Annotated in this window: 28 protein-coding genes; 12 read left to right on the top strand and 16 right to left on the bottom strand. The window is 49.9% G+C overall.

The annotated features are described in order from the left end of the window. The first annotated feature begins 12 nt into the window (after positions 1 to 12). Positions 13 to 447: a type II toxin-antitoxin system RatA family toxin gene (locus ACF8OF_RS07415; RefSeq protein ID WP_025153345.1), complete on the top strand. Its 435-nt coding sequence runs from the start codon at positions 13 to 15 to the stop codon at positions 445 to 447. Next, on the top strand, positions 440 to 739 hold the full coding sequence (locus tag ACF8OF_RS07410; RefSeq protein WP_262860655.1) for an RnfH family protein: 300 nt from the start codon (positions 440 to 442) through the stop codon (positions 737 to 739). The genes ACF8OF_RS07415 and ACF8OF_RS07410 overlap by 8 nt, the downstream gene beginning before the upstream one ends. A gap of 55 nt (positions 740 to 794) precedes the next feature. Here ACF8OF_RS07410 and ACF8OF_RS07405 read toward each other — a convergent pair whose 3' ends face one another. From ACF8OF_RS07405 to ACF8OF_RS07385, 5 genes are all read right to left on the bottom strand, one after another. After that, entirely contained in the window at positions 795 to 1,739 is a 945-nt protein-coding gene (locus ACF8OF_RS07405) for a hypothetical protein (protein ID WP_392496184.1), read from the bottom strand. A gap of 58 nt (positions 1,740 to 1,797) precedes the next feature. After that, positions 1,798 to 4,344 (bottom strand): fimbria/pilus outer membrane usher protein, encoded by a 2,547-nt coding sequence (locus ACF8OF_RS07400; protein ID WP_392496183.1) that lies wholly within the window; start codon positions 4,342 to 4,344, stop codon positions 1,798 to 1,800. A 52-nt stretch (positions 4,345 to 4,396) separates the two neighbouring features. Continuing rightward, on the bottom strand, positions 4,397 to 5,071 hold the full coding sequence (locus tag ACF8OF_RS07395; protein WP_392496181.1) for a molecular chaperone: 675 nt from the start codon (positions 5,069 to 5,071) through the stop codon (positions 4,397 to 4,399). 59 nt (positions 5,072 to 5,130) lie between these two features. Then, the gene (locus ACF8OF_RS07390) at positions 5,131 to 5,649 is read right to left on the bottom strand and encodes a fimbrial protein (protein WP_279800025.1); all 519 of its coding nucleotides are present in this window, start codon (positions 5,647 to 5,649) and stop codon (positions 5,131 to 5,133) included. 762 nt (positions 5,650 to 6,411) lie between these two features. Continuing rightward, the gene (locus ACF8OF_RS07385; protein WP_262883265.1) at positions 6,412 to 6,939 is read right to left on the bottom strand and encodes a histidine phosphatase family protein; all 528 of its coding nucleotides are present in this window, start codon (positions 6,937 to 6,939) and stop codon (positions 6,412 to 6,414) included. A 357-nt stretch (positions 6,940 to 7,296) separates the two neighbouring features. On the opposite strand from ACF8OF_RS07385, the gene ACF8OF_RS07380 reads away from it, so the two are divergent. From ACF8OF_RS07380 to ACF8OF_RS07355, 6 genes are all read left to right on the top strand, one after another. Then, positions 7,297 to 7,800, top strand: coding sequence for a GNAT family N-acetyltransferase (locus ACF8OF_RS07380; RefSeq protein WP_279800028.1), 504 nt, complete (start codon positions 7,297 to 7,299; stop codon positions 7,798 to 7,800). 37 nt (positions 7,801 to 7,837) lie between these two features. After that, complete coding sequence (locus tag ACF8OF_RS07375; protein ID WP_392496178.1) at positions 7,838 to 8,347, top strand: DUF2569 domain-containing protein; 510 nt, start codon at positions 7,838 to 7,840, stop codon at positions 8,345 to 8,347. A 15-nt stretch (positions 8,348 to 8,362) separates the two neighbouring features. Beyond that, a complete protein-coding gene (locus ACF8OF_RS07370) occupies positions 8,363 to 8,803 on the top strand; it encodes an STM0539 family protein (RefSeq protein WP_262860647.1) in 441 nt (146 codons plus the stop codon). A 1-nt stretch (position 8,804) separates the two neighbouring features. Continuing rightward, positions 8,805 to 9,617: a DUF2145 domain-containing protein gene (locus ACF8OF_RS07365; RefSeq protein ID WP_025153335.1), complete on the top strand. Its 813-nt coding sequence runs from the start codon at positions 8,805 to 8,807 to the stop codon at positions 9,615 to 9,617. A gap of 278 nt (positions 9,618 to 9,895) precedes the next feature. Further along, positions 9,896 to 11,302, top strand: a complete 1,407-nt coding sequence (locus ACF8OF_RS07360) for a cytosine permease (RefSeq protein WP_279800033.1) — start codon at positions 9,896 to 9,898, stop codon at positions 11,300 to 11,302. Next, a complete protein-coding gene (locus ACF8OF_RS07355; RefSeq protein ID WP_392496176.1) occupies positions 11,302 to 12,081 on the top strand; it encodes a creatininase family protein in 780 nt (259 codons plus the stop codon). The genes ACF8OF_RS07360 and ACF8OF_RS07355 overlap by 1 nt, the downstream gene beginning before the upstream one ends. A gap of 33 nt (positions 12,082 to 12,114) precedes the next feature. Here ACF8OF_RS07355 and ACF8OF_RS07350 read toward each other — a convergent pair whose 3' ends face one another. Continuing rightward, on the bottom strand, positions 12,115 to 12,852 hold the full coding sequence (locus ACF8OF_RS07350) for a phosphatase (protein ID WP_279800087.1): 738 nt from the start codon (positions 12,850 to 12,852) through the stop codon (positions 12,115 to 12,117). 257 nt (positions 12,853 to 13,109) lie between these two features. Here ACF8OF_RS07350 and ACF8OF_RS07345 point away from each other — a divergent pair, with 257 nt between their 5' ends. Beyond that, on the top strand, positions 13,110 to 13,772 hold the full coding sequence (locus tag ACF8OF_RS07345; protein WP_262864678.1) for an HAD family hydrolase: 663 nt from the start codon (positions 13,110 to 13,112) through the stop codon (positions 13,770 to 13,772). Between the two features lie 49 nt (positions 13,773 to 13,821). Here the strand turns inward: ACF8OF_RS07345 and ACF8OF_RS07340 are convergent, their stop codons facing one another. From ACF8OF_RS07340 to ACF8OF_RS07315, 6 genes are all read right to left on the bottom strand, one after another. Next, the gene (locus tag ACF8OF_RS07340; protein ID WP_274369244.1) at positions 13,822 to 14,112 is read right to left on the bottom strand and encodes a DUF5339 domain-containing protein; all 291 of its coding nucleotides are present in this window, start codon (positions 14,110 to 14,112) and stop codon (positions 13,822 to 13,824) included. A gap of 147 nt (positions 14,113 to 14,259) precedes the next feature. Continuing rightward, positions 14,260 to 14,715: a GNAT family N-acetyltransferase gene (locus tag ACF8OF_RS07335; protein ID WP_392496174.1), complete on the bottom strand. Its 456-nt coding sequence runs from the start codon at positions 14,713 to 14,715 to the stop codon at positions 14,260 to 14,262. Between the two features lie 5 nt (positions 14,716 to 14,720). Beyond that, a complete protein-coding gene (gene nifJ / locus ACF8OF_RS07330; RefSeq protein WP_392496293.1) occupies positions 14,721 to 18,275 on the bottom strand; it encodes a pyruvate:ferredoxin (flavodoxin) oxidoreductase in 3,555 nt (1,184 codons plus the stop codon). 118 nt (positions 18,276 to 18,393) lie between these two features. Then, positions 18,394 to 18,636 (bottom strand): putative Se/S carrier-like protein, encoded by a 243-nt coding sequence (locus ACF8OF_RS07325; protein ID WP_392496173.1) that lies wholly within the window; start codon positions 18,634 to 18,636, stop codon positions 18,394 to 18,396. Beyond that, on the bottom strand, positions 18,633 to 19,436 hold the full coding sequence (locus ACF8OF_RS07320; RefSeq protein ID WP_392496172.1) for an acyl-CoA dehydratase activase: 804 nt from the start codon (positions 19,434 to 19,436) through the stop codon (positions 18,633 to 18,635). The genes ACF8OF_RS07325 and ACF8OF_RS07320 overlap by 4 nt, the downstream gene beginning before the upstream one ends. Positions 19,437 to 19,445: 9 nt before the next feature. Beyond that, on the bottom strand, positions 19,446 to 20,603 hold the full coding sequence (locus ACF8OF_RS07315) for a double-cubane-cluster-containing anaerobic reductase (protein WP_262860639.1): 1,158 nt from the start codon (positions 20,601 to 20,603) through the stop codon (positions 19,446 to 19,448). Between the two features lie 247 nt (positions 20,604 to 20,850). Here ACF8OF_RS07315 and ACF8OF_RS07310 point away from each other — a divergent pair, with 247 nt between their 5' ends. Continuing rightward, on the top strand, positions 20,851 to 21,276 hold the full coding sequence (locus ACF8OF_RS07310) for a VOC family protein (RefSeq protein ID WP_262860638.1): 426 nt from the start codon (positions 20,851 to 20,853) through the stop codon (positions 21,274 to 21,276). A 26-nt stretch (positions 21,277 to 21,302) separates the two neighbouring features. Here the strand turns inward: ACF8OF_RS07310 and ACF8OF_RS07305 are convergent, their stop codons facing one another. Both ACF8OF_RS07305 and ACF8OF_RS07300 read right to left on the bottom strand, forming a co-directional pair. Beyond that, positions 21,303 to 21,734, bottom strand: a complete 432-nt coding sequence (locus tag ACF8OF_RS07305) for a carboxymuconolactone decarboxylase family protein (RefSeq protein WP_279800047.1) — start codon at positions 21,732 to 21,734, stop codon at positions 21,303 to 21,305. A 143-nt stretch (positions 21,735 to 21,877) separates the two neighbouring features. Continuing rightward, on the bottom strand, positions 21,878 to 22,222 hold the full coding sequence (locus ACF8OF_RS07300) for a DMT family protein (protein WP_262883274.1): 345 nt from the start codon (positions 22,220 to 22,222) through the stop codon (positions 21,878 to 21,880). 244 nt (positions 22,223 to 22,466) lie between these two features. Between ACF8OF_RS07300 and ACF8OF_RS07295 the strand changes: the two genes are divergently transcribed. Further along, positions 22,467 to 22,907, top strand: a complete 441-nt coding sequence (locus tag ACF8OF_RS07295) for a hypothetical protein (RefSeq protein ID WP_262860635.1) — start codon at positions 22,467 to 22,469, stop codon at positions 22,905 to 22,907. A gap of 3 nt (positions 22,908 to 22,910) precedes the next feature. Here the strand turns inward: ACF8OF_RS07295 and ACF8OF_RS07290 are convergent, their stop codons facing one another. After that, positions 22,911 to 23,804 (bottom strand): LysR family transcriptional regulator, encoded by an 894-nt coding sequence (locus tag ACF8OF_RS07290; RefSeq protein WP_072870792.1) that lies wholly within the window; start codon positions 23,802 to 23,804, stop codon positions 22,911 to 22,913. Positions 23,805 to 23,898: 94 nt separating this feature from the next. Between ACF8OF_RS07290 and ACF8OF_RS07285 the strand changes: the two genes are divergently transcribed. Continuing rightward, positions 23,899 to 24,435, top strand: a complete 537-nt coding sequence (locus ACF8OF_RS07285; RefSeq protein ID WP_392496171.1) for a DMT family transporter — start codon at positions 23,899 to 23,901, stop codon at positions 24,433 to 24,435. Positions 24,436 to 24,453: 18 nt separating this feature from the next. On the opposite strand, the gene ACF8OF_RS07280 is transcribed toward ACF8OF_RS07285, so the two are convergent. Then, positions 24,454 to 25,368: a DMT family transporter gene (locus ACF8OF_RS07280; RefSeq protein ID WP_392496170.1), complete on the bottom strand. Its 915-nt coding sequence runs from the start codon at positions 25,366 to 25,368 to the stop codon at positions 24,454 to 24,456. Between the last annotated feature and the right edge of the window lie 80 nt (positions 25,369 to 25,448).

The following is a 25,448-nucleotide window of genomic DNA, read 5'->3' as shown; positions in this document are numbered from 1 at the left end:
GCAGGATATGTTATGCCGCAAATTAGCCGCTCCGCACTGGTTCCGTTCAGTGTGGAACAGATGTACAACCTTGTGAATGATGTCCGTGCGTATCCGGAATTTTTACCGGGTTGCGTGGGAAGCCGTATTATCAGCCATGATCAGGATGAGATGACTGCGTCGGTGGATGTGTCCAAAGCCGGTATCAGTAAAACCTTTGTCACCCGCAATCAGCTGACCAGTAATGAGTATATCCGTATGCAGTTAGTGGAAGGCCCGTTCCGCAAACTAATGGGCGGCTGGTCGTTTATTCCGCTGAGCCAGGATGCGTGCAAAGTTGAACTGAATCTGGATTTTGAGTTTACCAATAAACTGGTTGAGCTGGCTTTCGGTCGTATCTTTAAAGAGCTGGCCGGTAATATGGTGATGGCATTTACCAAACGGGCAAAAGAGGTTTACCGTGTCTGATATTTCCGCTGAAGTCTGCTACGCCCTGCCGGATAAACAATTTCTGATCCCGGTGAAAATAAACGAAGGGGCCACCGTGGAGGCCGTTATTCTCGCATCCGGTATTTTATCATTGCGGGATGATGTGGATTTAACAAAGAATAAAGTCGGTATTTTCAGCCGCCCGGCAAAACTGACCGATATTGTCAGTGATGGTGACCGCGTGGAAATATACCGCCCGTTGATTGCGGACCCGAAAGAAATGCGCCGTAAACGGGCGGAAGAAGCCAGCCGCAAAAAGAAAGAGGGCTGATCACCGCCCTTTCTGACGGATCATGACGGGAAAAATGCGGATATCAGTCCATCCGTCAGTCAAAACGGATAATATATTCCGCTGTTCCGGAGAATTGACCGGGCTCAATCCGGCTTTTCAGTTTATAGATATATGCCGTAACAGAAGCGTTTAACTGTTTTTGCATATTGCCGAGATACACCTTGTTCCCCGCCGTAATTTGTTCATCATTATAATAAAGCGCAAACCCGATAGCCGGGTTCGTTGAGGCAATAATCGCCCTGTCTGCCAGTGCAAAGCGTGTTGCCTCACTTAATACAATCGAAGCACGTTTGGTTGTTTTATCATTGCTGCAACTGACTGAAATCGTATTATCAGCGCGGATAGCTGTTCTGCCCGTTTCGGCCGGAAAATCTGACAGTTCCAGATTATTGAAGTCATAGACTATCTGCGGGGTATTAATGACACATGTTTCAACGGTATCAATATTAGCCGATAATTTAAGTCTTGCGATCGTTTCATGCCGGTTGTTCTTTATGAGTCCGGCCTGTGCTGACGCTAACCTCAGCGGTTCCGGATTATCTGTTGCGGCATAGACAGAAATTAATGCGCGGGGAATGTACACAAATCCGTTCCGGTTTTCGACTGAAAAAGTCCCTCCCTGTGACGTATAGGGCTGCACGCCGTCCAGACGGACAGAATAGGCATAATCTTTATTGAGGTAATATGCAGGTACGCCGTTAATCATCCGGAAAAATGCCGGTGGTGAATCACTGTCCATCCGGGTTGTTACCAGCCGTAATTCCTCATAAGCGCTGTTATTACAGGCAGAAATACCATCGACCTGCAATACATCCGTCGCCAGTAATGTACCGGCGCTGATTTTACCTTCAATACGCGCCTGCAGATGGGATTCTGCCGTTTTAAGCCCGGACTCAGTGTTAGCGCAATCCGCCATCGCCTGTGCTGACACTATCAGTAATACCGGCATCAGCCAGTGATGTTTATTATTCAATGTCATTCTGACTCCCTTTAATGCTGTTTACCTGCTCTGGCTGCCGGTTCCGTAATATCCCCGGTCAGCGGCAAACCGCATCGAAAATATAAAATCCGTTTACTTTTTGTTTCCCGCTGACATTATAAGAAAAGCGGCAGTTATACTGATTTTTATCTCCCCAGGTCACGCCGATATCATCATTATCTTTTGCGCCGGTGAGATATAATCGTCCATAGTTACTGACATAAGCGCGATCATTATCATTGTCATTTTTCACATAAGCACCAAACGGAATGAGCTGACCGTCTTCGCCCCGCAGGGTAACCAGAATTTTTGTTCCGATAGCCGTTTTATAATCAAGCAGAACAACGGCACCGCGGGTCGGGTATATTTCTTTTATCGTCGTTTCCACTTCGGCATTTTCCGGTAGTGTAAGACTATCGATCCGGATGCTGTTATTACGATAAGGAATGAGATTCGGCACAATCGCCAGACCGGAGCCGTCTGTCGTCACACCGGGATTGTTAAGAATATGGATACCTTCTGCCCCCGGTGTATATACCAATCCGTTGGTATCACCCAGCGGCCGTGATAATGTAGCCCCGTAACCACTCATCACAAGGGAACCGTTCAGGCCATAAGATATCTGACGGTTGTCTTTCTTATAGGAATAACCGGCATTGACATCACCATAACGCCCTTTATATTTACCGTACACACTGCCGTAATTTCCGTTGCCCTTGTTACCGTATCCCTGCTGAACGTTCCACGAAAAGTTTTTGTCATCCGGGAGTATACCGCCGACCCCGACGTAATTATTAAAATTACCGTCTTTATTATAGGAGGCACCATAGGTTATCCACTGATCTTTAAAACGCCCCTCCAGCGGAATACTGATATTAACAGACACAACGTGGTCATTATGACGCTCCGTTTCAAAAATATCAGTCCGGTAGTTTTTTCTGTTGAGCGAGTTTTTATAATAGGCGTAATTGACACTCAGGCTCACCCTGTTGAATACATTGCTATAACCAATATTGTAAGAATCAACACTTTTTTCCTGATTATTATAATATGTGTTGTACGTCTGGCGGGAGACCGATGCATTCAGGGTACCAAATTCATCCGGTAAACTCTGGGTCACGGATAATTCTGATTGTCCTTTGCGCATCAGATATGCCGATGTATCCGCCCGTCCGCTGTAATAATCAAACATATCGGTCATGGTGAGATAATCACCACTCATATAGCGATATCCGGCAAAACTGATACTCGTGCCGGTATCTTCCAGTGACTTTGAGTAGCGGACACGAAATACCCTGCCTTCCATACTGTCAATGGCGTCCGGTTGTGCCCGGGTAAACATAATATCCGTTGCTATCGCACCCACGACCGGAATATTCATACCGATACCGGCATCATAGGCCTGATAGCGGGAGGCCACCTGAACACCACCGAAAATAGTGGTATTGCCGGTTAATCCGTAGAAGGCATCTGCCTGAACAAATTTTGTTTTATTACCGGTCCCCTCTGAAAGCCCGTAATTATTCATTCTGTACTGTGCAGCCGTAATACTGTATTTATACCGGCTCTTGCGCTGCATGAAATTAAGTGAAGAAAAAGGAACAACAGAACGAAATTCGCTGCCGTCAATACCTTTGCGGACAACGTATAAATTTTCGCCGCTGTTCAGCGGAATAACATCGCTTAACTCATAAGGTCCTGCCGGGACATTAGTCCGGTAAATAACATAACCGTTCTGGTATACCTCAATCGTGGAATCTGTGGTTGCCACACCACTGATAACCGGCGCATAGATACCGGCATATTGCGGATACATCTGATCATCAGACCACAGTTTTATTCCGCGAAATGAAACGCTGTCAAAAACGTCAGAATCCGAAAAGTTATCACCAACCAAAAAATTACTTTTAATTGATCGCAGCGGACGCTCAATATAGTTGAGCTGACTTTCCCACTTTTGATGATCACCCGCCCTTTTGTTCCATGTACTGCTGTTACGGTAACGCCAACTGCCGAGATTCACACCGGAACGCAAATTCAGATAAAAGGAGTCGTCTGTATTATTATTGTTACTATTGGTCAGATGCAGACCGGAGAAACTATAATCAGTGAAAACAGCGGGAATACCGTCATCCCACAGTAACTCCTGGCGGGCATCCAGCGCTTTCTGATCAAAAGCCACCTGCGGCATACTGAGATATAACCGGTTCATATTCCCTTTAAATTCAGCGTCCGCTCCCGGAATACCACTCAGGTCAACACAATCCCCGGATTGATCCGGTAACGAATAATATTCCGGCTTTATGCCGTAGTCCGCTAATTCGGTATCTGTAAAGCAAGGCCGCAGTTTATGGGTATTTTTGTCGCTGTAGAAAAGAATTTCCTGCGTATTGACATACTTGTCATTCAGATAGATATCCACCCGGTAGGTTCCGGGTATAAACGATGATTTTTCAAACGCAGACAAATCAACATTAAGCGCTTCGCCGGACGGGGTGGTAAGAAAATCAGGATCAAAATAGTCGTCGGCTCCTGCCGTGCTGATGCCTGATAATGCAACTATCAGAATTGAACTGTAACGCCATGTTCTTTCTGATGATTTCATAATAATATCTCCATGAAAATCCCTATCATGAAAAGAAAATTTTATTTAAAAATCACAAATCGGCCTTAAATAGATTCAACTTCCCTAAATCATCAATAAATGTGTAGTTTACCGCGGATGGCTTTTTATTATTTTTTAACGGAATGAACTCTGACGACTCCGGACGGATATAACTCGGGGATTCCAGAACAACATCATTAACCTTAACTTCACTGATGTTAATAAAATATTTTGTCGGATTTTTAAACTCCAGCTTTCCGTCAACATATCTGACAGTCACTTTTTTAAAGACATCCACCGAATCAGAAAAGGATAATGATTTTGGTCTGTAAATTATTTTAATTCTGTTGTTAACCGCAAATGTCAATTTGTTTACTTTCAGGTTTTTATCCGTTGACGGAATAAATTTCACATTCAGCCAATACAGTGACTCCCGATCCGCCGGCAGATTTCCGACCATCATAACCCGCAGGCTGCTTGATGTATTACCTTCCAGTTTAAATAATGGTGGTGTTATTACAAATTCATTACTTTCTTTATCATTCTCATCCAGAATCCAGCTTTGGATAAGATAGTTTTTATTATCTTTGTTATGTGTACTTACACTTCCTTCATTTTTACCATCACTGATAACAACACGGGTTGACCCCAGATATATATCTGCCATGCTGTTACTGACAAAAATGCATGAAAAGATAAGTGTAACTATCTTAATTAAATTAATCATGACTCCACCTGAATACAATTAACAGGGCAGACACGTCTGCCCTGTAGTATATATACCTGTTAGTTATACGTGATAGTATAATCTACTGATGCATCAATAGTACCTGCATCCACTACATTTGCAGTGCTGACCAGATATGGGGCATATTCAAATTTAGCCTTACCGCTGGTAATTGCCTGTGACGTGATGAAACCATCAACGCGGCGATTAGCATTTGTTACTTTATCTTTTAAAACAATAACCAGGCCTTTAGCCGTGGTCGCGGTTTGTTTCAGATTAATTTCAGCCGGGCCATTACGATCGTTAGCCGTTAATGCCAGATTGGCTGTATTACCTGTACAATCCGTCAGATCAAGGACAACGTCTTCGCTGCCTTGGATTTCTGTACCAATAGTCTTGAATACGCTCGCATCATGCGTACCCATATCAATGTAAGAATCTTTGTTACCATTATTAACTTTACAGGTAGATGCGTTAATCTTTCCGGTAAAGTAAATTGTACCTGTGTCTTCCGCAAATGATGAAGCACTGAATAACAAAGCAAGAGCAGCTGGTAAAACAGCATATTTAAGTTTCATAATACTTCCTTTTATAGAAATTAACAGTAGTAATTTACAACTCCATTTTTAATTCCGGCTAACCGCCGCAAACTAATCATTAGCTGTGTGCATAGAAATATTAACATCAGATATATCACCTGATGACATCAAATAACCTCTATTATATTTATTAGTCATTTTATTTTATGCTATTAATTTTTCTCTCCGGATGTAACCTTTTACAAAAATAGCACCCATTTGGATTTAACAAACACTACCATCTATTTTCCGTGTCAGTCCAGCGTAATTTCAGCGATAATATTAAATCAGTATTCATACTTTGCCATTACATTAATATTAAACTAATCTAATGTTACGGATATACAGTGTAAATAGTGCCAGATTTATTATTAATAAATGTCATTCATTAATACAAATGACAATAAAATACACTTACCATTAAGATACAAAGATCAACGTACTGATTTATAATGAAAAAGTATTGTTTATATATTCTTTAACGATGCAGCGGTTGTGATTTAAATGTAAAAGGAAACCAAAAACTACGTATAAATTTTAAACACCGATTAATACCCGCAGATATAATTCATTACATTTAATTTTAGCTTTCCGGAATAATCGCCGCCCGGATATGCCTTGCGCAGGAAAACCAGGTTCACACATTGTAAATTAAGGGAAAATGACACCCATTATTAAGATTTATCTCACCATCAGAATAATCATCATGACGTCATTAATTCATAGTAAATACGTAATTTTTCATCATCATACTCACACGATTCAGGAATAATAATCGTTCAGATTGTTCAGTCCCTGTGTCTCACGGGTAAATGCAATATTGATTTCCCCGTTCTTTCTGATAATCGTCAGCACCCACAGGCTGTCAAAATCATCACGCGGCCAGGCCGGTATACCGGCGTAATCCCCGCCGGTCTGTTTCAGAATATCCCTCACGACCCTGATCAGATTATCATGCTCCCAAACCACAAAGACCGTATGGCGGTGATGGGCTTTATCCAGTAATGCATCGCGAAGCGCTTTGGTTTCTTTGGCGTGAAATTCCAGATGCACCGGCAGAGATAAGCGGATTGCCACCGGGGTTATGGTCTGAAGGGAGCGCAGCGAATTGCCGAGCTTGCTTTGTTTCGGCGCAGCAGCATACAGCGCATCCGCCCTTCCGTAACGAGTGATCAGAAGATCGGCCAGCGCCAGCGCACGGTGTAATCCCTTGCCAGTTAACTGACCACTATCATTGTCCGGTTTTTCGCCGTGGCGCAGAAAAACCAGTGTCTGTACTGAATGAGTCATCTGCCTGCTACCTGATTTACAGAATACCGATTTAAGAAACCGGATGTCCATGACAATCCTTATTGTTTCCGGAAACAATCAGTGTAATCGCCCGCCACCGGTTAGCCTACTTTTTTACATGAATTTTTATTTTTCAGAGAAAATACATTTTCCTGTTTATGTCAGCAGGTTACTCCGCTTATTTTATCGTCACCTTTCATTCACGGAGAGTTTGATCAGTGAAAAATAAAATAACAGGAAAAAACACGGCGGCACCGTTTTTACGTTCCGGATAACACTTTTCATCCCGTTGACGGATACACTGTATTGATGCCATTAATAAGGGAATATAACAGTATTACATCAAGGATATTATCTATGCGTCAGATTACCATCCGGTTAGCCGACCCTTCGGATGCAGCAGCGCTGTGTGACATGCATCAGGACTTTACCGCCTGCGCCAATACGTTACAGATGCCGTACACTTCGCGGAAATTCTGGGAACACCGGATGAGCCAGAGTGATCAGTCAGCCACCCGTCTGGTCGCTGTGGTTGACGGCGTGGTGGTCGGGCTGCTGGGCATTAATCAGAACAGTAATCCCCGCCGCCGCCATGTGGTTAATTTTGGTATTACGGTCAATAAAAACTACCGCAGGCAGGGTGTCGGCAGTGCATTAATGCAGGCCATGATCGATTATTGCGATAACTGGCTGGGTATCCGCCGTATTGAACTGGAAGTGTTTGCCAATAATCCGGACGGTCTGGCCCTGTATGAAAAATTCGGTTTTCAGCGCGAAGGGATTGCCCGCGATTATGCGTTCCGCGACGGGCGTTATGTCGATGCGATTCTGATGAGCCGGATAAACGATCAATCCAGGTAACCGGATAATCCGGAAAGATGAAAACGGAAAATAGCGTATGGAACATAAATGGGTCTGTATTCAGTGCGGGGAAAAAGAGATTCCGCAATACGCGGAATATTGTGATGAGTGCGCGGAAAAACAGATGTCACGGATCGGCGGCTGGCTGTGGCTGCCGTTAATTACGCTTTTTCTGTCACTGGGTGCCGGTGGTTACTCGCTGAGTGAGTGGTATGATTTATATCAGCAAAATGCGGGGTTTATTCCTGACCGCGTATTGCAGGTCATGTATATTAATATTGCTTTTACCATACTGACCATGCTGCTGATACTGATAACGCTGTATTATTTCTTCAGGCTCTCCCGTTATCTGCCGAAGCTGTTTATTGCCTTTATTCTTTTTGCCATTGCCTCGGAGGCCATTCAGGAAATAGTGCTGGTTAATCTGCCGGATGTTAATGTGGACTTCACGCTTTATTATCCGCTGATAAGATTGGTGATTTACGCTATTATCTGGATCTCGTATTTTCTGGTGTCAGAACGGGTAAAAAGAACCTTTATTCATTAAATCAAGGGAAACAGCATGAATAAGTTTATTTTTCCGGCAATATTATGTGCCGCCACACTGGTCACACAGCCTGCGAATGCAGGTAAACTGCCGGATAACCCTTATTTATCGACAGCGGCAGTCAGTAGTGTGCTCAGTGCCGCCAGCTCTGTGATAATAAGTGCTGTCATTTTATCGCCGGTTATTTTGCCTGCACAACTGAGTGTGGAGTCTGTGGAAAACAATAAAAAAGAAAAAGTGACCACTATCACCGGCAAAACCGATAAAAATGAAGATGTCGTGCTGCTGGTCGCCACTGAAAAGCTGGAGAAAATACCGGTGAACCCGGGGGATAAACTGGCAATGGAACCGGCGGAAAAAGGCCCCGGTGCGTACCTGAAAAAGGACGGGAAAATTATCACTCATATGGTGAATCAGGATGATCGTGAATTAACTCATCAGGAGAAGATGCCATAATATGCGACTGCTGAAATCCGTTTTTGCGGCTGCCCTGCTTACTGCGTCCGGCCTGGCATACAGCAGCAGTCAGAACTGTGCGGATAAATCTCCGCCCACGCCGCAGGAAGCCGCACAGCGCACCGCACAAGCCAAAGTGCTGAATGACTGGCTGGAGAAACAGGGTGACCGGGTCGTCCTGCTGGTCCGTCAGGGTCAGGCGCTGAGTGACTACGGGCTGAGCTTTTCCCATGCCGGTTATGCCGTGCGGGAAAGAAACGGTACCTGGCGGGTGTATCACAATCTCAACACCTGCGGTACTGCGCAGTCTGAATTGTGGATCCAGGGGCTTTATCAGTTTATTGATGATGAACTGGCGGGAAATACCGTTGCCACCCTGCACTTCCCGCCTGCCTTACAGTCTCAGTTGCTGAAAGTGTTGCGTGATCCGGAGCTGCGCAAAGCCCTGCACAATCCGGCTTACAACATGGTGGCACATCCGTTTGCGACCGACAGCCAGAACTCCAACGGCTGGGTACTGATGGTATTTGCCGCCGCCCGCTCTCCGGGTGTGAATTCCGTTTCTGCCGGGGTAAACTGGCTGAAATCAGAATTCTATATCGGCTCCTCCGCCGAGGCCGGGCTGGTCAAACGGGCACTGGCAGACAGCCTGATGCCGCATATGTCCACTGACGGGCAGCCGGTCACCGGGATTGTGACCTTTAACTCCGGCGACAGCCTGCTCGGGTTTCTCAGCCGTTACGGCAAATTCCGGGTTGAGTGCAGTCACGGCAGCTTCGGCAGTGCCGTCTGTATGGTGCCGCTGCCGGAATAATGACTACCCCCGGTTATTTTATATCCTGCTGCCATTATTTCTGATGGCAGCATTTTTCGTCGCTTTTTTGTTCCCCTTCCCGTTTATGTGATTTCCCGCCCCGCTTTTACCGCCAACCTGTCCGTTATATTAAATTTTCTTTTCCTTTTATTTTCATTAATTTAGTTGCAAACAATGACTTTACCGGGCTAATAATAAATCATAACAAGAGCATGCCTTTTATTTTAAAAACACATTTAGCGGCAACTGCCAACACCACGTAAGACAGGGGAAACACCATGAGCAAACACGAGACGTCATCCGCGCCTCCGGCGCATGACCACGATTTTATGTTTACGCCCATACCGATGACACACCGCCGCGAGACCTGGAAACAGGTGCTGGTCTGGATAGGCTTCGGGTATGTGGCAACCGGGTTATTTATCGGCGGCGCACTGGCCGGGGCCAACGGCGGGCCGGGAATGTCATTTCCGATGGCGCTGCTGGCTATCGCCATCGGGATGGGATTGTTGTTTATTCTCACCTCGCTGCTCGGCATTATGGCGCAGCGCACCGGGCTGAGCCTGGCGCTGATCAGCCGTTTTTCCTATGGCCGTTTCGGTGCGAACCTGCCGATGATTGCTATGGGGCTGCTGACCCTCGGCTGGTTTGCGGCGATCACCGGGATGGTCGGGGATATCTGGGGCACGTTCCTGGGCAATCCCAGCGGGATCATCGTCTTTAACCCGGCTGAGCACGGCTACAGCGGTGTGCCGATCACCCTGGAAGTCTTTCTTTCCTGTGTCGTCGCCGGCCTGTTGTTTACCTACACCTCACTGCACGGCATGAAAGGGCTGGAAATTATCGCCATTCCGGTATCGCCGATTATTATGATTATCGCTGTGATCACCGGTTATGCCATGTTGCAGGAAGGCGGCGGATTATCGGTCTTTATTGAGAATTCTAACCGTAATGAAGGACTGATGCTCTCCACCGCGATCACCATGGTCGTCGGCAGCTGGATTGCCGGGGCGGTGATGGGTGTGGATCTGTTCCGCTTTAATAAGAGTATTTCTGCGGTATTCTGGGGATCGGCTGCCTGTTTTATTTTCACCAACCCGCTGCTCAATGTGGTCGGTTATATCGGCACCATGACCGTCGGGATGCCGAACTACATAACCTGGATGATTGAAAAAAGCTTCCTGCTGGCACTGATCGGGGTGATCACCTGGACACTGTCACTGTGGACCACCAATGACGCGGAACTCTACTGTAACTCGCTCTATACCGGGCCGGTACTGGATTCCGTCGGGATAAAGGTCAATAAAAACGTGCTGATCCTGACCACCGGGATTATCGGCACCGTGCTGGGCGCTATCGGTTTTTACCAGATCTTCTTTGCTGATTTTATTAACTATCTCGGCATTATGGCACCACCGCTGGCCGGGCCGCTGCTGGCGGATTACTACATCACCCGCAAATGCCGCTACGACATCACGCAGATTAACAGTCAGCCGAAATACAATTATGCCGGGGTGATCAGTGCGCTGGCCGGGATGGCTTCCGGTCTGGTGATGGCACTGAACAACATTCTGTCTGACTGGCCGACCGGCCTGCTGGCATTAGTGATTACCGTTATTATTTATCTGATATTGCATCCGCTGCTGGCGGCAAAAGCCACCTCACCGGCCACAGGGAGATCATAATGAAAAAAGTCTATCTGAATGAATTTACGACTGAAGAACTGAAAAACCGGTTCGATAAGGGCGAAATCGACAGCGCCATTACCATTTTCGGCAGTTGCGAGAGCCACGGCCCGCATCTGCCGCTCGGTCCGGATCTGTTTGTGCCGGAAGCCGTTGCCCGCCGTGCGGCACAGCGTTTGTCCCGCACGATTGTGGTACCGGGTGTGCCGTTCGGCACTTCCGCGCACTATAACGGCACGCCGATGGCGATTAACATCCGCTTTGAAACCGTCATTGCGATTGCGGAAGACATGTTTGAGAGCCTGATTCAGTATGGCATCAAACACATTTTTGTTTTCAATGGTCACGACGGGAATATTCCGTCTCTGGATATCGCGCAGCGAAATGTCAAAGCGCGCCATAAAGATGTGGTCTTTGCATTCCTGCCGGCCTGGTGGTCCGTACTCGGCGCCCGTCTCGGGGAGAATTTCTTCCGTGAATGGAACGGGCTGGGGCATGGCGGTGAGGGGGAATCCTCCATTACCGCTGCGGTGTGTCCGGATCTGTGCGACCTGAGCAAAGCGGTACGCCAGATGCCGGAGGACAGCATCCGCCACGGCGATAATGTGCAGATTATGTGGGATATCACCGAGGTTTCAGTGACCGGTGCGACCGGCGACCCGACTTACGCCAGTATTGAGAAAGGTGAAAAAATGCTGAATGTCCTGACTGATCTGGTGGTGGAAAGTATTGAAGCGCTGGAAAAAACTAACTGGAATTATGATTTACGCGCTAAGTAAACAAAGTGATGCCCCGCAATGCGGGGCATTTTTTCAGAGTCCGGCAAATTCAGGGATTGGCGGCCGTCCGTGTGATTCCAGAAAATCCAGTACCCGGCGCGGTGTCACATTCAGGATACGTGCTTCCGGAAACTCAATCTCCCGCAGCATGGTCACCACCCGCTCAAAATTACCCAGATAACCGGCATAATGCGAATCTGAGCCCAGCGAAATCCAGCCGCCGTGGTCACGCACCGCTTCGGCAATCGCACGGCAGTTTTTCTCACTGCCCGCCCGCGAATGCAGAAATGAGGAGTTATTCATCTCCAGCGCCACATTGCACTCTTTTGCCGCCTGCACCACCGCCTGAATATCCAGCGGGTATTTCGGGTTTCCGGGATGGGTGATAATCTGCACTTTTCCACTGCGGATAGTCGCAATCATGGCTTCGGTATTGGCGGCCTGTCCCTGCGGCTGCAACACCGGTTCGTGAAAACCGGCGAGAATAATATCCAGCTGCTGCGCCATTTTATCCGTGCAGTCCGTTTCTCCGGCCTGATTTTTAATATTGGCCTCAATACCGTACAACAGCCCCGCGCCGTTAATCATGCGCGGCAGAACCGGCATATTGGAAAAATGCCACGGATGCGGCCCGTCCGCCATGTCCGGCCCGTGGTCAGTGATCGCAAACAGGGTTATTCCCTTCTCCGCCGCTTCGGTGAAATATTCACGGACGGTACTGTAAGCATGGGTACTGGCAACCGTATGGGCATGTAAATCAACCGGATATATCACTCTGCTCTCCTTTCTGCAGTTAAGCACCTCTTAACCCTATCAGATTCTGAAACGGGTCTTCAACCCGGCGCACGAATTAACACACTGGCGGGTGTCAGGGTTATCATCCACTTTTTCCGTTCTGCAACAGATGTTCAATCCGCGCGGGCAGTTCCGGATGGTCTTCAGCGGGACAAGCCGGGCAGATGTCTCCTTTTGCCGGAAAAAATGCTAAACTCTGCACGATCACCTATTTAACCGGAGTATACCTCTTTATGCACGCATCCACCCCGTCAGAAAAACCGGTGTTATCCGTTTTTGATTTTGACGGCACGCTGACCCGCCGTGACAGTTTTGTTCCTTTCCTGCGTTTTGCCTTCGGGAAACGTGTTTTTTCCCTGCGGATGCTGCGCCTGGTTCTGCCGACACTGCGCTGCTTCTCTCGCAAACTGACCCGCGACGAACTGAAAGAAGTGCTGATCACCACCTTTCTGACCGGTACCGATGCCCGCTGGGTGGAAAAGAAAGCACAGGAATTTTGTGAACGTTACTGGCATAAGATGATGCGCCCGGAAGGCCTGCGCGCGGTGGCAGCGGAAATTGCATCGGGTGCGGAAGTCACACTCTGTTCGGCATCCCCGGAGCTGGTGCTGAAGCCGTTTACAGAGCGGCTGGGGATCAAACTTATCGGCACTCAGCTGGAAGAGAAAGACGGGATTCTGACCGGAAAAATCAACGGCAACAACTGCCGCTGCGGTCAGAAAATTGCCCGGCTGCAGCAGGTATACGGCGATTTATCCGCCTACCATATGCGTGCCTGGGGCGATTCACGGGGAGATTATGAACTGCTCTATGCCGCAGGCGAACCTCACTGGCGTCATTTTCACCGCAATCCGGCGAAATATGAAAAACGCCGCAAACAGTTTTCATCCCGCTGAAAACAAAAACGGGCTGTATCGTACAGCCCGTCAATAATTACAGCGACCATTATTTCGGCATTTGCTGTTCCATCATGGCTTTAGCCTGCGCTAACGCCTCAATACCCTGCTTACAGGCTGTATCCTGTGCATCGGCAGGTAATTCCGTAAACTGTTTTTTGGAATCAGCATACTGCTGCTTCATGGTATCAACCTGACCTTTCATTGCATCATTTTTAGCCAGCAGTTCCATATATCCATCAACCTGTTTAAAGTAATCTTCACAGGTGGCAGATAATTGAGCGGAAAATGCAACGGAAGAAAGTGATAACAACCCGGCAGCTAAAATTAACTTTTTCATTAAACATCCCTTTAATATATTGTTATTGAGCCTGTAATGTAATCGTTAATATTTTAACCCGCTATCAGTTTGCTCTTAATCCCCCTCTCCCGGGAGCGGAAAATATATCCGGGAAAATAGTTTCAATATGATTAATAATTAATATTGTTAATCTTTTTTACAACTCAGTCTGCGGAAATAAAACCGTTCCGGATCACCGTCATCCAGATTATCCACCTGCCCGCTGAGCACAAAACCCTGACGCAGCAGCAACGCCTGCATACCGGTATTTGAGGTATTCACGGAGGTAAACAGTTTTTCTGTCCGGCACTGCTGCTGTAATGCCACCAGCAATGCACTGCCGATCCCCTGCCCGCGCAGCGCCGGATCCACCATCAGTAACTCAATAAACCCGCAGCCGAAAAAGTGATAATGCAGCACGCCGTAACCGGCAATTTTGCCTTCACGCCGCAGCACAAAACAGACCTTTTGTTCAATCCAGCGGCGGATCGCCTCACACCGTTGCGGCTCCTGTGCCGCAACGGTATCAAGCGCAATTAACGCCGCGAGATCCTGTTCCGTTGCCGGGGATATCTCCCCGGCGCTCCGGCTATTTGTCATCATGACGTTCAGGCGTCCTCCTGCACCGTGCCGGTTCCGGCCTGTTCCGGTTTCTGTGACGCTAACAGTTCCAGCAGTGCATACTGTTTTACCGTCCGTTGTTCCGCTTCTTCTGCCAGAACAGCGGCTCTCGCCGGATCACTGCTGCTGAGACGGTTAAAACGCTGTTCCTGATGCATCACTTCCGCCAGGGATTGTGACGGCGGACGGGAGTCCAGCACCAGCGGTGCTTTGCCGGTGCCTTCACGGCGCGGATCAAACCGGTACAGCGGCCAGAACCCGCTGGCGGTCAGGGCTTTCATCTGGTCGTAACTGAATGCCAGATCATAGCCATGCTCCTCACACGGGCTGTAGGCAATAATCAGCGACGGGCCGGGATAGGATTCCGCTTCCTGAATCGCTTTCACGGTCTGGTTCATCTGTGCGCCGATGGCTATCTGTGCCACATACACATTGCCGTACATCATCATGGATACGCCCAGATCCTTGCGGGATTTACCTTTCCCTTCCTCTCCGAATTTGGTGACCGCCCCCATCGGTGTGGCTTTTGACTGCTGGCCACCGGTGTTGGAGTAACACTGGGTGTCGAGCACCAGCACATTGACATTCTCACCGCTGCTCAGCACGTGGTCGAGCCCGCCGAAGCCAATATCATAAGCCCAGCCATCACCGCCGATCAGCCAGACGGATTTCGGCAGAAGGTAATGTGCATCCTCTGACAGCTCACGGGCACGCGGATCCGGGTTCTCCGCCAGCAGTGTCTGCAGTTCCGTGATAGCCGCACGTTTTTCATCCGCAGACAATGCCTCATCCGTCAGCCGCTGCTGTAACTCATCCGGCAGTTGTGCCGCAAAGGTCATCAGCAGACGTTTCACCCGTTTTTTATGCTGATCCGCTGTCAGGCGGAACCCCAGCCCGAATTCGGCATTGTCCTCAAACAGCGAGTTGGCCCAGGCCGGACCGCGTCCCTCTTTATTGGTGGTGTACGGCGTGGTCGGCAGGTTGCCGCCGTAAATGGAGGAGCAGCCGGTGGCATTGGCGATCAGCAGCTGTTCGCCGTACAACTGGGTCAGCAGTTTGATATACGGTGTTTCACCGCAGCCCGCACAGGCGCCGGAGAATTCAAACAGCGGCGTGATAAGTTGTGATGTCCGGATATCAATGCGCTCAAGCCGGGATGCAGGGGTGTCCGGCAGTTGCAGGAAGAAATCAAAGTTGGTTTTTTCCTCTGCCAGATGTGCCAGCCGCGGCTGCATATTAATGGCACGGATGGACGGATCCTCCCGGTCTTTCGCCGGGCAGACCTCATAACAGAGATTACAGCCGGTGCAGTCCTCCGGGGCGACCTGAAGGACATAATCCATTCCTTTCATATCGCGGGATTTGACCGGCAGACGCTGCAATGTATCCGGTGCGGCGCTGAACTCTGCGGGATCGGCCACTTTGGCGCGGATAGCCGCATGCGGACAAGCCGCGACACAGTAGTTGCACTGGGTACAGAGAGACGGTTTCCAGATGGGGATCATCTCCGCGATATTGCGTTTTTCCCAACGGGTGGTGCCGGAAGGCCAGGTTCCGTCCGGCGGGAATGCCGATACCGGCAATGCATCACCGCGCCCGGCCAGCATCATGGCAGTGACAGTTTTGACAAAGTCCGGCGCGTTATCCGGCACAACCGGCGGACGCGGCAGACTGTGCGGATCCACTGCCTGCAACGGCACGCGGTTCAGGGCTTCCGGGGTGCGGGCTATCGCCATCAGGTTATCCTGAACGACACTTTCCCCTTTTTTGCTGTAGCTGCGGATGATTGCCTGCTGTAAATATGACTGAATTTCCGCCGCCGGTAACAGAGCGGTCAGATGGAAAAACGCCATTTGCATAACAGTATTAATCCGCGCACCGAGGCGGCATTCACGGGCAATACGGTAGGCATTGATGACATACAACTGTGCCTGTTTTTCTGTCAGAATAGCCTGAACATCCTGCGGGATATGGTGCCAGACCTCATCCGCCGGATACGGGCTGTTGAGCAGGAAAATCCCGCCCGGCGCCAGTTTTTCCGCCATTTCATATTTGTCGAGGAACTGCCACTGATGGCAGGCAATAAAATCCGCCTGCCGGATCAGATAAGTAGCGCGGATCGGTTGTTCGCTGATGCGCAGGTGAGAAACGGTAAGGCCGCCCGCTTTTTTCGAGTCATAGACAAAAAAGCCCTGCGCATAGTTATCTGTGTGACTGCCGAGGATCTGAATGGCATTTTTGGCGGCTGAAACCGTGCCGTCACTGCCCAGCCCGTAAAACAGCGCACTGAGGCGGTGTGTGACCGGCAGCTCCGCCGGAACCGGTGTCAGGGACAACCCGGTGACATCATCAATAATACCGGCTGTAAAGCGGCGTTTCGGCGAAGTTAACGTCAGTTCGCGGAAAATCGCCATCACACAATCCGGATCAAACTCTTTGGATGACAACCCGTAGCGTCCGCCGATAATGCGCGGCAGCTGCGCCCGTTCCCCGTTCTGATATGCTTCGGCAAAGGCGGTCATCACATCCAGATAGAGCGGCTCTGCCTGGGCACCCGCTTCTTTGGTCCGGTCGAGCACGGCAATGTGCTGCACACTGTCCGGAATGGCATCGAGGAAGTGCGGTGCGGAGAATGGCCGGTAGAGATGCACTTCCAGCACACCGACTTTTTCGCCCTGGGCAATCAGTTTGTCCGCCACTTCCTCCGCCGGACCGGCGGCAGATCCCATCAGGATAATCAGGCGCTCTGCCTGCGGGTGTCCGTAATAGGTAAACGGCTGGTAATAACGGCCTGTCACCTCACCAAATGCGGTCATTGCATCAGTGACATGCTGATAAACCGCGTCATACCACGGGTTAGTGGCTTCGCGGGCCTGGAAATAGGTATCCGGATTGGCGGACGTACCGCGTATTACCGGATGTTCCGGCGATAGTGCTCTGTCGCGGTGAGCGCGGATCGCCTCTGCCGGGATCAGTTTGCTCAGCTCTGCACGGCTGACCGCAATAATTTTGTTCATCTCATGAGAGGTCCGGAAACCATCAAAGAAATGAATAAACGGCACGCGGCTGTTCAGCGTGGCTATCTGTGAAATCACCGCAAAGTCCTGAGCCTGCTGGACGCTGTTGGCGCACAGCAGTGCACAGCCGGTCTGACGTACTGCCATCACATCCGAGTGATCGCCGAAAATAGAGAGCGCGTGGGTCGCAACCGTCCGCGCCGCCACATGCAGGACAAACGGGATCAACTGTCCGGCAATTTTATACAGGGACGGGATCATCAGCAGCAATCCCTGAGAGGACGTGAAAGTCGTCGACAGTGCGCCGGTCTGAAGTGCGCCGTGAACGGTGGCAATGGCTCCGCCCTCCGACTGCATTTCCATCATGCGCGGGACATCGCCCCATAAATTGGGTTCCCCGGTTGCGGACCAGTGGTCAGCATATTCGGCCATGGTGGAACTCGGGGTAATAGGATAGATGGCGATCACTTCATTCAGCTGATACGCCATCCGCGCCACCGCCTGATTGGCATCAGTGGTGATCATGCTATGTATTTCGTTGCTCACAATAAGACCCTTCATTTTTATTATTTTTTACAACATATCAGAATAAAAAATGCCGGATTATCGTGATTGTGGTTTGTTATCTGTCTGTAAGCGCGGTTTACACCGCTACTGTCAGTACATATTCCGCCACTTCACAACGATAAATTTCCGTGACCTGAGGACGGTCGCGCAGTGCCGGAAGTGAATCATCACTGACACTGAGGCGGATCCCCAGACCACAGGCTTTGCCCAGTGACGGCGGGATGTCCGTCACGGTGAAAGGCTGCCCCGCCGCCGTGAGATGCTTGCGCATCGCCACCACACCGAGCATATTTTCAAATAAAATCAGGTAGTCATTCATGAGCGGAGGTCTCCGGAAGTCACGGCTGCCTGTTTCTGTAACTGACGGATGCCGTAAATGGCTGCACCGATGGCACCGGCAAACTGCCCGTCCGGATGTGTGATCACCTCCGCCCCCAGGTGCTGTGAAAGCCGCTCACAGAACGCCTGACTGCGGCTGACCCCGCCGCTGAACAGCACTGACGGCACGGTACTCAGCCGCTTGGCAAATCCGGCAGTACGTTGTGCCATTGAATTCACAATGCCCGACAGAATCGACTGCGGCTCCACCCCGGCAGATCGCAGACTGATCACTTCCGATTCGGCAAAGACCGTACACATGCTGGAGATAGCATGCGGTTCGATCCCGCGGATGGTGTCATCCACCGCCGTGATATCAGTACCGAGTGTCCGGCTGATCACATCCAGAAAACGTCCGGTTCCGGCAGCGCATTTGTCGTTCATCAGAAAATCCGTGAGGTGCCCCTGCCCATCAAGCCGGATCACTTTGCTGTCCTGGCCGCCGATATCAATAACCGTGCGGGTCTGCGGATGCAGCCAGCGCGCCCCGATCCCGTGACAGGAAATTTCCGTGACCTGTTTGTCCGCATAATCCGCCAGTTTGCGGCCATAGCCGGTGAGGGTCAGATACGGCCTGGTGTCGCATTCGCCGCAGAGGGTTTCCCAGGCTTCCAGAATCGCCGACTGCGGCCGGAACGGGGTCGGGATCAGGAAGCGGCGCAGGATCACGCCGCCGTTTTCATCACTGAACAAAATTCCTTTGGTGGCGGTCGAGCCCGAGTCAATACCGATACTCAGCATGACGCCTCCTTATAACATCTCAATAAAGGCGGCAATGCGGGTAGCAAGCTGACCGGTGTCAGAAGTGGAATAATCTGTCTCAATCGCCATATACGGAATATCGTGTTTTTCACGGATATGCCGGTTTATCAGCAGCGATTCCACTGCATAGGTGTGACAGGCCTGGAGGATCACATCAATCACCCCGTCCACCTGATAGTCCTGCACCATCTCACTGAGCATATTCAGACGCTGTGTGTTCGGTGATATGCAGGAACAACCGATAGCAAGGTATTTTTCGGTCAGGGCATCATAAACATCGGTCTGCGGATTTTCATCCACACACTGCTCAGTGGCTTTCGCCCCGGTGCAGTTTTCATAACCGACCACCCAGCCGCCGTTCTCTTCGATAATCCGCACCACTTTTTCCGCCGCTCCGCCAATCGGGCAGCCGGTGATCAAAATGCGCGGACGCGGATCCAGCCGTTTACCGGCGGCATATTCCGCACGCACTTTGGCGGTCAGCGTTTCCAGCTCGCCGATCAGGGCGCGTTTATCAAATTTGAAGGTGGCGCCATACACCACACTGAGAATCTCACGACCGGTCATGGCTGGCGGATTGAGCTGCCCGAGGCGGTAAAATTCGGTTAATGCACGGCGTTCGCGGTTACGCAGATCGATAGCATCACGGATCCCCTGCTCTGTAATTTCACAGCCGAATTGCGCTTCCAGCCGTTTCTGAAAACGGATGATCTCCGAGCGCCAGAGCGCGACAGATTCCGCACTTTCACTGTTATTCGGCAGTTGCATCACATGGACAGGTTTAAATTCCGCCATATATTCATACATTTTCTTTTTGCCGTCACAAGTGGTTTCACCGACGACGATGTCAGAAAAATAGAAGTAGGGGCATTTATCGGTTTTACCGAATCCGTAGCTGCTTTTGATCAGCGGACATAAGTTGCGGGGTAAGGTTTTTTCCGCTTCCTCAATGGTTTCATCACTGGTTGAACAGAGAGAGACAACCGCTGCACCGGCAGCCATGGCAATTTCCTGCGGCATAAAGGTGCAATAGGTTCCCACCAGCGGGATACCCTGCTCTTTCAGTTCCATGACAGTGAGAAAACCCTGTTGGCGGGCATCGGAGAAATCAGAAAAGATCGACGGAAGTTCTGTGACTAATGACATAAGTAGACCTACCATTATCATTATTAAAGTGTGGCGCCAGCGTAGACCTATTAATAATAAGGATAATTGAGGTAAATCATATTCAGGGTGAATACCCCTGACGGGACTAAATTAACGTGATCTTAAATCACAACGCCCGGCAACGGAATTATCTGGCACCTTGTGTTGTCAGTCAGTAAGCTTCAGGGTAATCATAAACCTGACTCAGACGTGCTGTTTATAACAGCCGGCTGCTGACGGAGGATATATGTTAACAGGAATGAATCATCTGACCCTGGCGGTCGCCGATGTGGATCGCAGCCTGCATTTTTACCATGATATTCTGAAAATGACGCTGCATACCCGCTGGAAATACGGGGCTTACCTGACCTGCGGGGAACTGTGGATCTGTTTATCGGCAGACCCGGAAATCATTCACCGGCCTATTCATCAGGGTTATACCCACTACGCTTTTACCCTTCCTCCCGAACAGTTTCCGGCCTTCCGCTCGCTTCTCGCCGCTCATCAGATAACACTCTGGAAACGTAACCGCAGTGAAGGGGATTCTGTCTATTTTCTTGACCCGGACGGGCATCAGCTTGAGGCGCATTCCGGCGGAATACAACAGCGGCTGGATGCCTGCCGCGAAGCACCGTACGAAGAGATGATATTTCCGGATAACACCGGCGAATAATCGCCGGTGCCGGTTGCTGTTATCCGCTACTGACGCAGACTGACAGCAATCCGGTTAAACGCATTCATCAGCCCGGCGGCAATTGTCAGATCACTCATTTCCGCATCGGAAAAATGTGCCTTCACACGCTGCCAGACGGCATTATCCGTATTTTGTGCAGATAACAGCGTGACGGACTCCGTCCATTCCAGCGCCGCCCGCTCGCGATCACTGAAACGTTCACTCACGCGCCAGCCCGCGAGTGCATCAAGTTTCTCCTGAACCATGCCCCGCTTACGCAGTGCCGCCGTGTGCATTTCCAGACAAAACGCACAACCGTTAATCTGGGATACCCGCAGATACACCAGCTCAACCAGTTCAGGAGATAACGCGCTGGTTTCCAGTGCATTTTTACAGGCAATCAGCCCCGCATACGCTGCCGGACTGAGTTTCGGATAAGATAACCGTAGTGATGACATAATAAACCTGCCTTGATCAGAATGAAAAAAGTATCCGGGAGACCGGGCACCACACCCGGTGATAACACCTGGTGATATAACCAGTCATCCCGCTATATTATGGATAAATTTACAGTATCGTTATCGTCATTGTGTGATGGCGGTTAAAACGGCCCTTTAAAAATAAAGAAAGCCCCGGCGGCGATAAATCCGAAGCCGACAAGGTGGTTCAGTGTGATGCTTTCACCCAGATAGGCGACAGAAAATACCATAAAGACACACAGGGTGATCACTTCCTGCATGGTTTTCAGCTCGGCGGCGCTGTAATACTGGTGTCCGATCCGGTTAGCCGGTACTGCCAGACAATATTCCGCCAGGGCAATCAGCCAGCTGAAAAAAATCACCGCAATAAGGGGTTTACCGGCAAACTTCAGGTGTCCGTACCAGGCAAACATCATAAAAATATTTGAGAGAACAAGCAGAAAAACCGGGAGAAACTTCGCCAGCATAGGGAGATCCGTCAGTAAAAAATGATATCAGCCGCTATGTTACGCCGATCTCTGATAAACGGATATATCATCAGGATGATAGTTTCAGAAACTAACTTTCCCGTCATTTACTTATAAAATTTGTATTTTACACGTATTCAGCCCTTTATTCTTTCCGCTGATTTCCGGAAAATTGTACTGAACTGATTGTGCGGATAACCGCATCCCATTACACTTAATATTTGTGAAAACAATTATCGTGTTTATGCGTCTATTAACTTTCTTATTATTATCAGTCTGTTTATCCGGTTATGCCGCCGGAGGATCACTGAACGGCTATTACAAATGTGAGATTTCATCCGCCAGTTATCAGCGAAAACAGGGCGCAATGCGCGATTTTTATTTTCCGGATAAACAGCGTGAATCCGTCGTTCTGTTTCATAATGACCGCTTTACCGTGCTGGATACACAACCGTCCCCGTATCACTCCCCGGTACTGACGCCGATAAAACAGTTTGCCACCATGTCAAAGCAGGATTTACAGGAGATCGGCGAAGATACCCTGATTTATGCCGGCACCTTCAGCGGGCTCGCTTATTTCACACCGTCACAGCGGCGCTTTGTTTTCGGCTTAAATAAACGCGCCAGCGGTAATAACGGCTCGTTTCTGCTTGAACTGCAAAACTGCCGCCGGACAACGCGCTGAGCATCAGTCACACACCTGCATCACTGCTTCCCGCAGCCAGCCGAGTGCCGCGTCCCCTTCACTGCGCTGGTGCCATAACATCTGAAAACTGAGCGGCGCGATAGTCAGCGGCGGCGTAAATACCTGTAATGACGGGCTGAGTGTTTCCGGCAGAGCCCGCTGCGCCACCGTCAGGATCAGATCCGTGCCTTCCGGCAGCTGCGAGGCGATCTGCCAGTAAGGAACAGAGACCGCAATGCGCCGCCGATAATTGAGTAACTGTAACTGCCGGTCAATTTCATTGGCTTCATACGGCTTCATGCTCGCCAGGATATGCGGGTGCGAGAGCCAGTCCGCCATCGGCATCGTGCCGTTGGTGCAGTATTGTTTGTCCGCAACACTGACCATGGTGTCCGTAAAAACTGTTTTTGTGCGGAGAGTGTAATCTGTTGCCGTAAATACCCCGAATGCCAGGTCGAGACTGCCTTCCTGCAATTTTCCCTGCATTTCCTCGCGGCTGCCCTGCCAGATTTGCAAATCGACCTGCGGCGCGGCAGTCCGCAGATAACGGATTAATTTTCCGCTGAAAATCGCCGCCCCGTAATCGGACATAGCGATATTAAACCGCCGTGTACAATTTTCCGGCCGGAAATCCTGCTGTGCGATCAGGTCATCAAGCTGGCTCAGTGCCTGCGTCAGCGGCGCATACAGTGCTTCCGCCTTACCGGACAGATGATAACGGCCCTGTCTGCGGATAAGCAGCGGATCCTGAAATAAATCCCGCAGCTGGTTCAGTGTGTGGCTGACAGCAGGCTGGCTGCGGTGCAGAGACACCGCAGCCCGGCTGACATGGCGTTCACGCAGCAACGCATGCAATGTAACCAGCTGATTTAAATCTAATTTCTTTATATTATTCATGGTGCGAATAGTACTCTATAAAATTGATCATTTCCGGTTCTGCCGGGGATCACCTATGATTGATGTTAATAAAACGTTAACCAGGGAGGCCACTATGTCAACCTTATCATTATCTGCTATTGCTTTGATTGTTTGTGCTTTTTTTGCCGGTGCCATTGTACCGGTACAAGCGGTCAGCAATGCCGTGTTAGCACGCCATCTGGGTCATCCGTTATGGGCCAGCCTTATATCATTATTAATCAGTATTATTGTTTTAGCACCGTTATTATTTATTTTTAAAGTGCCGAAGCCGGTACTGAGTGCGGATTTACTGCATCAGCCGTTCTGGATCTGGATCGGCGGTATTGCCGGCATGCTGTATCTGACCTCCGCCCTGATCCTGGTACCGAAAATCGGCGGGATAACCTTTTTCGTGGTGGTGATTGCCGGTCAGCTGGTCATTTCCGCGCTGATTGAGCATTTCGGTCTGTTCGGAATGCCGAAACAGCCGGTTCAGATAGCCAAACTCGCCGGTATCGGCCTGGTGGTGGCGGGTGTGCTGGTGATGCAGTTTGCGGGTGAAAAAAAGCCCCGCGATACTGACAGCGGGGCAGGAAATGCAACTCAAGTCGAACAGACAATAAAAAGATAGGTTTGGTTTCCCGGAATATTACTGCACAGCTTCAGCGTCCTTCTCCGCTTCCGGGCGGCGCGAAGGGCGCTGTAATAAGAAGACACCACTCATAATCAGCACCATCGACAGAATCTCTGTCACACCGAGCTGCTCATTGGCGGCCAGGAACCCGACAAGCAGTGCCACCACTGGTGGGATGTAAGTTACGGATGAGGCCACCACCGCCCCCAGATTCAGGATCAGATAGTAATACGTCAGATACGCCACCCCGGTACCGAGCAATCCCAGCCCGATAATCAGCCCGAGGCTGGCGGTGCTGTCCTGTGCAATCGCGGTAATGCCGGTAAACGGTGTGATGCAGGCAAGGATCAGCAGCGCAAGGCCAATCTGATAAGTTGTCAGTGCCAGCGGGGCAATCTGTTTATCCGCGAGGAATTTTTTGGCGTACACAAAGGAAATCCCCACACTCAGTGATCCCAGGATCATATAGCCCACCCCGGCGAGACTGATACTCTCCCCGCTGACCTGCCACGGCTTGGCGATCAGAATCACGCCGGCAAAGCCGAGCATCAGCCCGCACAGACGCATTACCGTAATTTTTTCCTGCCGCAGAAAAATCGCCGCGACAATAAACGAGAACAGCGGAATTGCCCCGCTGAGTACGCCGGATACGCCGGAGAGCAGTAATGAGGTGCCGGAGGCAAACGCCCAGTAATAAATCACCGTGGCCAGCAGCGCCATCACCAGGAAATGTCCGGTGTATTTCAGATGTTCACGGCGTACTGCTTTCTGCATCCACGCCATCACCGCAATCGGCACAAAACCGCATAACACCCGTAAAAAGACAATCTGTACCGGCGAGATCCACTCACTCGCCTGGCGCATAAAAATAAAATTGGTGCCCCAGATTATCCCGAGGAACGCGAAGGCTACTGCCGTTTTACTGTTCATATTATTGCTACCCCTTTTTCTGATGGGGCTATTGTTCTGAATCCCGGGCTGTGCTACAACCGATTTAAATTACCTTATGA

Source organism: Morganella sp. TYF_1 (genome assembly GCF_043105645.1).
Lineage (GTDB): Bacteria > Pseudomonadota > Gammaproteobacteria > Enterobacterales > Enterobacteriaceae > Morganella > Morganella morganii_B.
This window is presented reverse-complemented; position numbering and strand designations above follow the sequence as displayed.

Excerpts from the sequence above, each read along its gene's own strand:
- ACF8OF_RS07380 (WP_279800028.1), top strand. The coding sequence starts at position 7,297 with ATGCGTCAGATTACCATCCGGTTAGCCGACCCTTCGGATGCAGCAGCG.
- ACF8OF_RS07325 (WP_392496173.1), bottom strand. The coding sequence starts at position 18,636 with ATGAATGACTACCTGATTTTATTTGAAAATATGCTCGGTGTGGTGGCG.
- ACF8OF_RS07290 (WP_072870792.1), bottom strand. The coding sequence starts at position 23,804 with ATGAATAATATAAAGAAATTAGATTTAAATCAGCTGGTTACATTGCAT.
- ACF8OF_RS07305 (WP_279800047.1), bottom strand. The coding sequence starts at position 21,734 with ATGTCATCACTACGGTTATCTTATCCGAAACTCAGTCCGGCAGCGTAT.
- ACF8OF_RS07375 (WP_392496178.1), top strand. The coding sequence starts at position 7,838 with ATGGAACATAAATGGGTCTGTATTCAGTGCGGGGAAAAAGAGATTCCG.
- ACF8OF_RS07320 (WP_392496172.1), bottom strand. The coding sequence starts at position 19,436 with ATGCTGAGTATCGGTATTGACTCGGGCTCGACCGCCACCAAAGGAATT.
- ACF8OF_RS07385 (WP_262883265.1), bottom strand. The coding sequence starts at position 6,939 with ATGACTCATTCAGTACAGACACTGGTTTTTCTGCGCCACGGCGAAAAA.
- ACF8OF_RS07370 (WP_262860647.1), top strand. The coding sequence starts at position 8,363 with ATGAATAAGTTTATTTTTCCGGCAATATTATGTGCCGCCACACTGGTC.
- ACF8OF_RS07280 (WP_392496170.1), bottom strand. The coding sequence starts at position 25,368 with ATGAACAGTAAAACGGCAGTAGCCTTCGCGTTCCTCGGGATAATCTGG.
- ACF8OF_RS07345 (WP_262864678.1), top strand. The coding sequence starts at position 13,110 with ATGCACGCATCCACCCCGTCAGAAAAACCGGTGTTATCCGTTTTTGAT.
- ACF8OF_RS07300 (WP_262883274.1), bottom strand. The coding sequence starts at position 22,222 with ATGCTGGCGAAGTTTCTCCCGGTTTTTCTGCTTGTTCTCTCAAATATT.
- ACF8OF_RS07360 (WP_279800033.1), top strand. The coding sequence starts at position 9,896 with ATGAGCAAACACGAGACGTCATCCGCGCCTCCGGCGCATGACCACGAT.
- ACF8OF_RS07405 (WP_392496184.1), bottom strand. The coding sequence starts at position 1,739 with ATGACATTGAATAATAAACATCACTGGCTGATGCCGGTATTACTGATA.
- ACF8OF_RS07355 (WP_392496176.1), top strand. The coding sequence starts at position 11,302 with ATGAAAAAAGTCTATCTGAATGAATTTACGACTGAAGAACTGAAAAAC.
- ACF8OF_RS07335 (WP_392496174.1), bottom strand. The coding sequence starts at position 14,715 with ATGATGACAAATAGCCGGAGCGCCGGGGAGATATCCCCGGCAACGGAA.
- ACF8OF_RS07390 (WP_279800025.1), bottom strand. The coding sequence starts at position 5,649 with ATGAAACTTAAATATGCTGTTTTACCAGCTGCTCTTGCTTTGTTATTC.
- ACF8OF_RS07295 (WP_262860635.1), top strand. The coding sequence starts at position 22,467 with ATGCGTCTATTAACTTTCTTATTATTATCAGTCTGTTTATCCGGTTAT.
- ACF8OF_RS07415 (WP_025153345.1), top strand. The coding sequence starts at position 13 with ATGCCGCAAATTAGCCGCTCCGCACTGGTTCCGTTCAGTGTGGAACAG.
- ACF8OF_RS07285 (WP_392496171.1), top strand. The coding sequence starts at position 23,899 with ATGTCAACCTTATCATTATCTGCTATTGCTTTGATTGTTTGTGCTTTT.
- nifJ (WP_392496293.1), bottom strand. The coding sequence starts at position 18,275 with ATGATCACCACTGATGCCAATCAGGCGGTGGCGCGGATGGCGTATCAG.
- ACF8OF_RS07315 (WP_262860639.1), bottom strand. The coding sequence starts at position 20,603 with ATGTCATTAGTCACAGAACTTCCGTCGATCTTTTCTGATTTCTCCGAT.
- ACF8OF_RS07340 (WP_274369244.1), bottom strand. The coding sequence starts at position 14,112 with ATGAAAAAGTTAATTTTAGCTGCCGGGTTGTTATCACTTTCTTCCGTT.
- ACF8OF_RS07400 (WP_392496183.1), bottom strand. The coding sequence starts at position 4,344 with ATGAAATCATCAGAAAGAACATGGCGTTACAGTTCAATTCTGATAGTT.
- ACF8OF_RS07365 (WP_025153335.1), top strand. The coding sequence starts at position 8,805 with ATGCGACTGCTGAAATCCGTTTTTGCGGCTGCCCTGCTTACTGCGTCC.
- ACF8OF_RS07395 (WP_392496181.1), bottom strand. The coding sequence starts at position 5,071 with ATGATTAATTTAATTAAGATAGTTACACTTATCTTTTCATGCATTTTT.
- ACF8OF_RS07310 (WP_262860638.1), top strand. The coding sequence starts at position 20,851 with ATGTTAACAGGAATGAATCATCTGACCCTGGCGGTCGCCGATGTGGAT.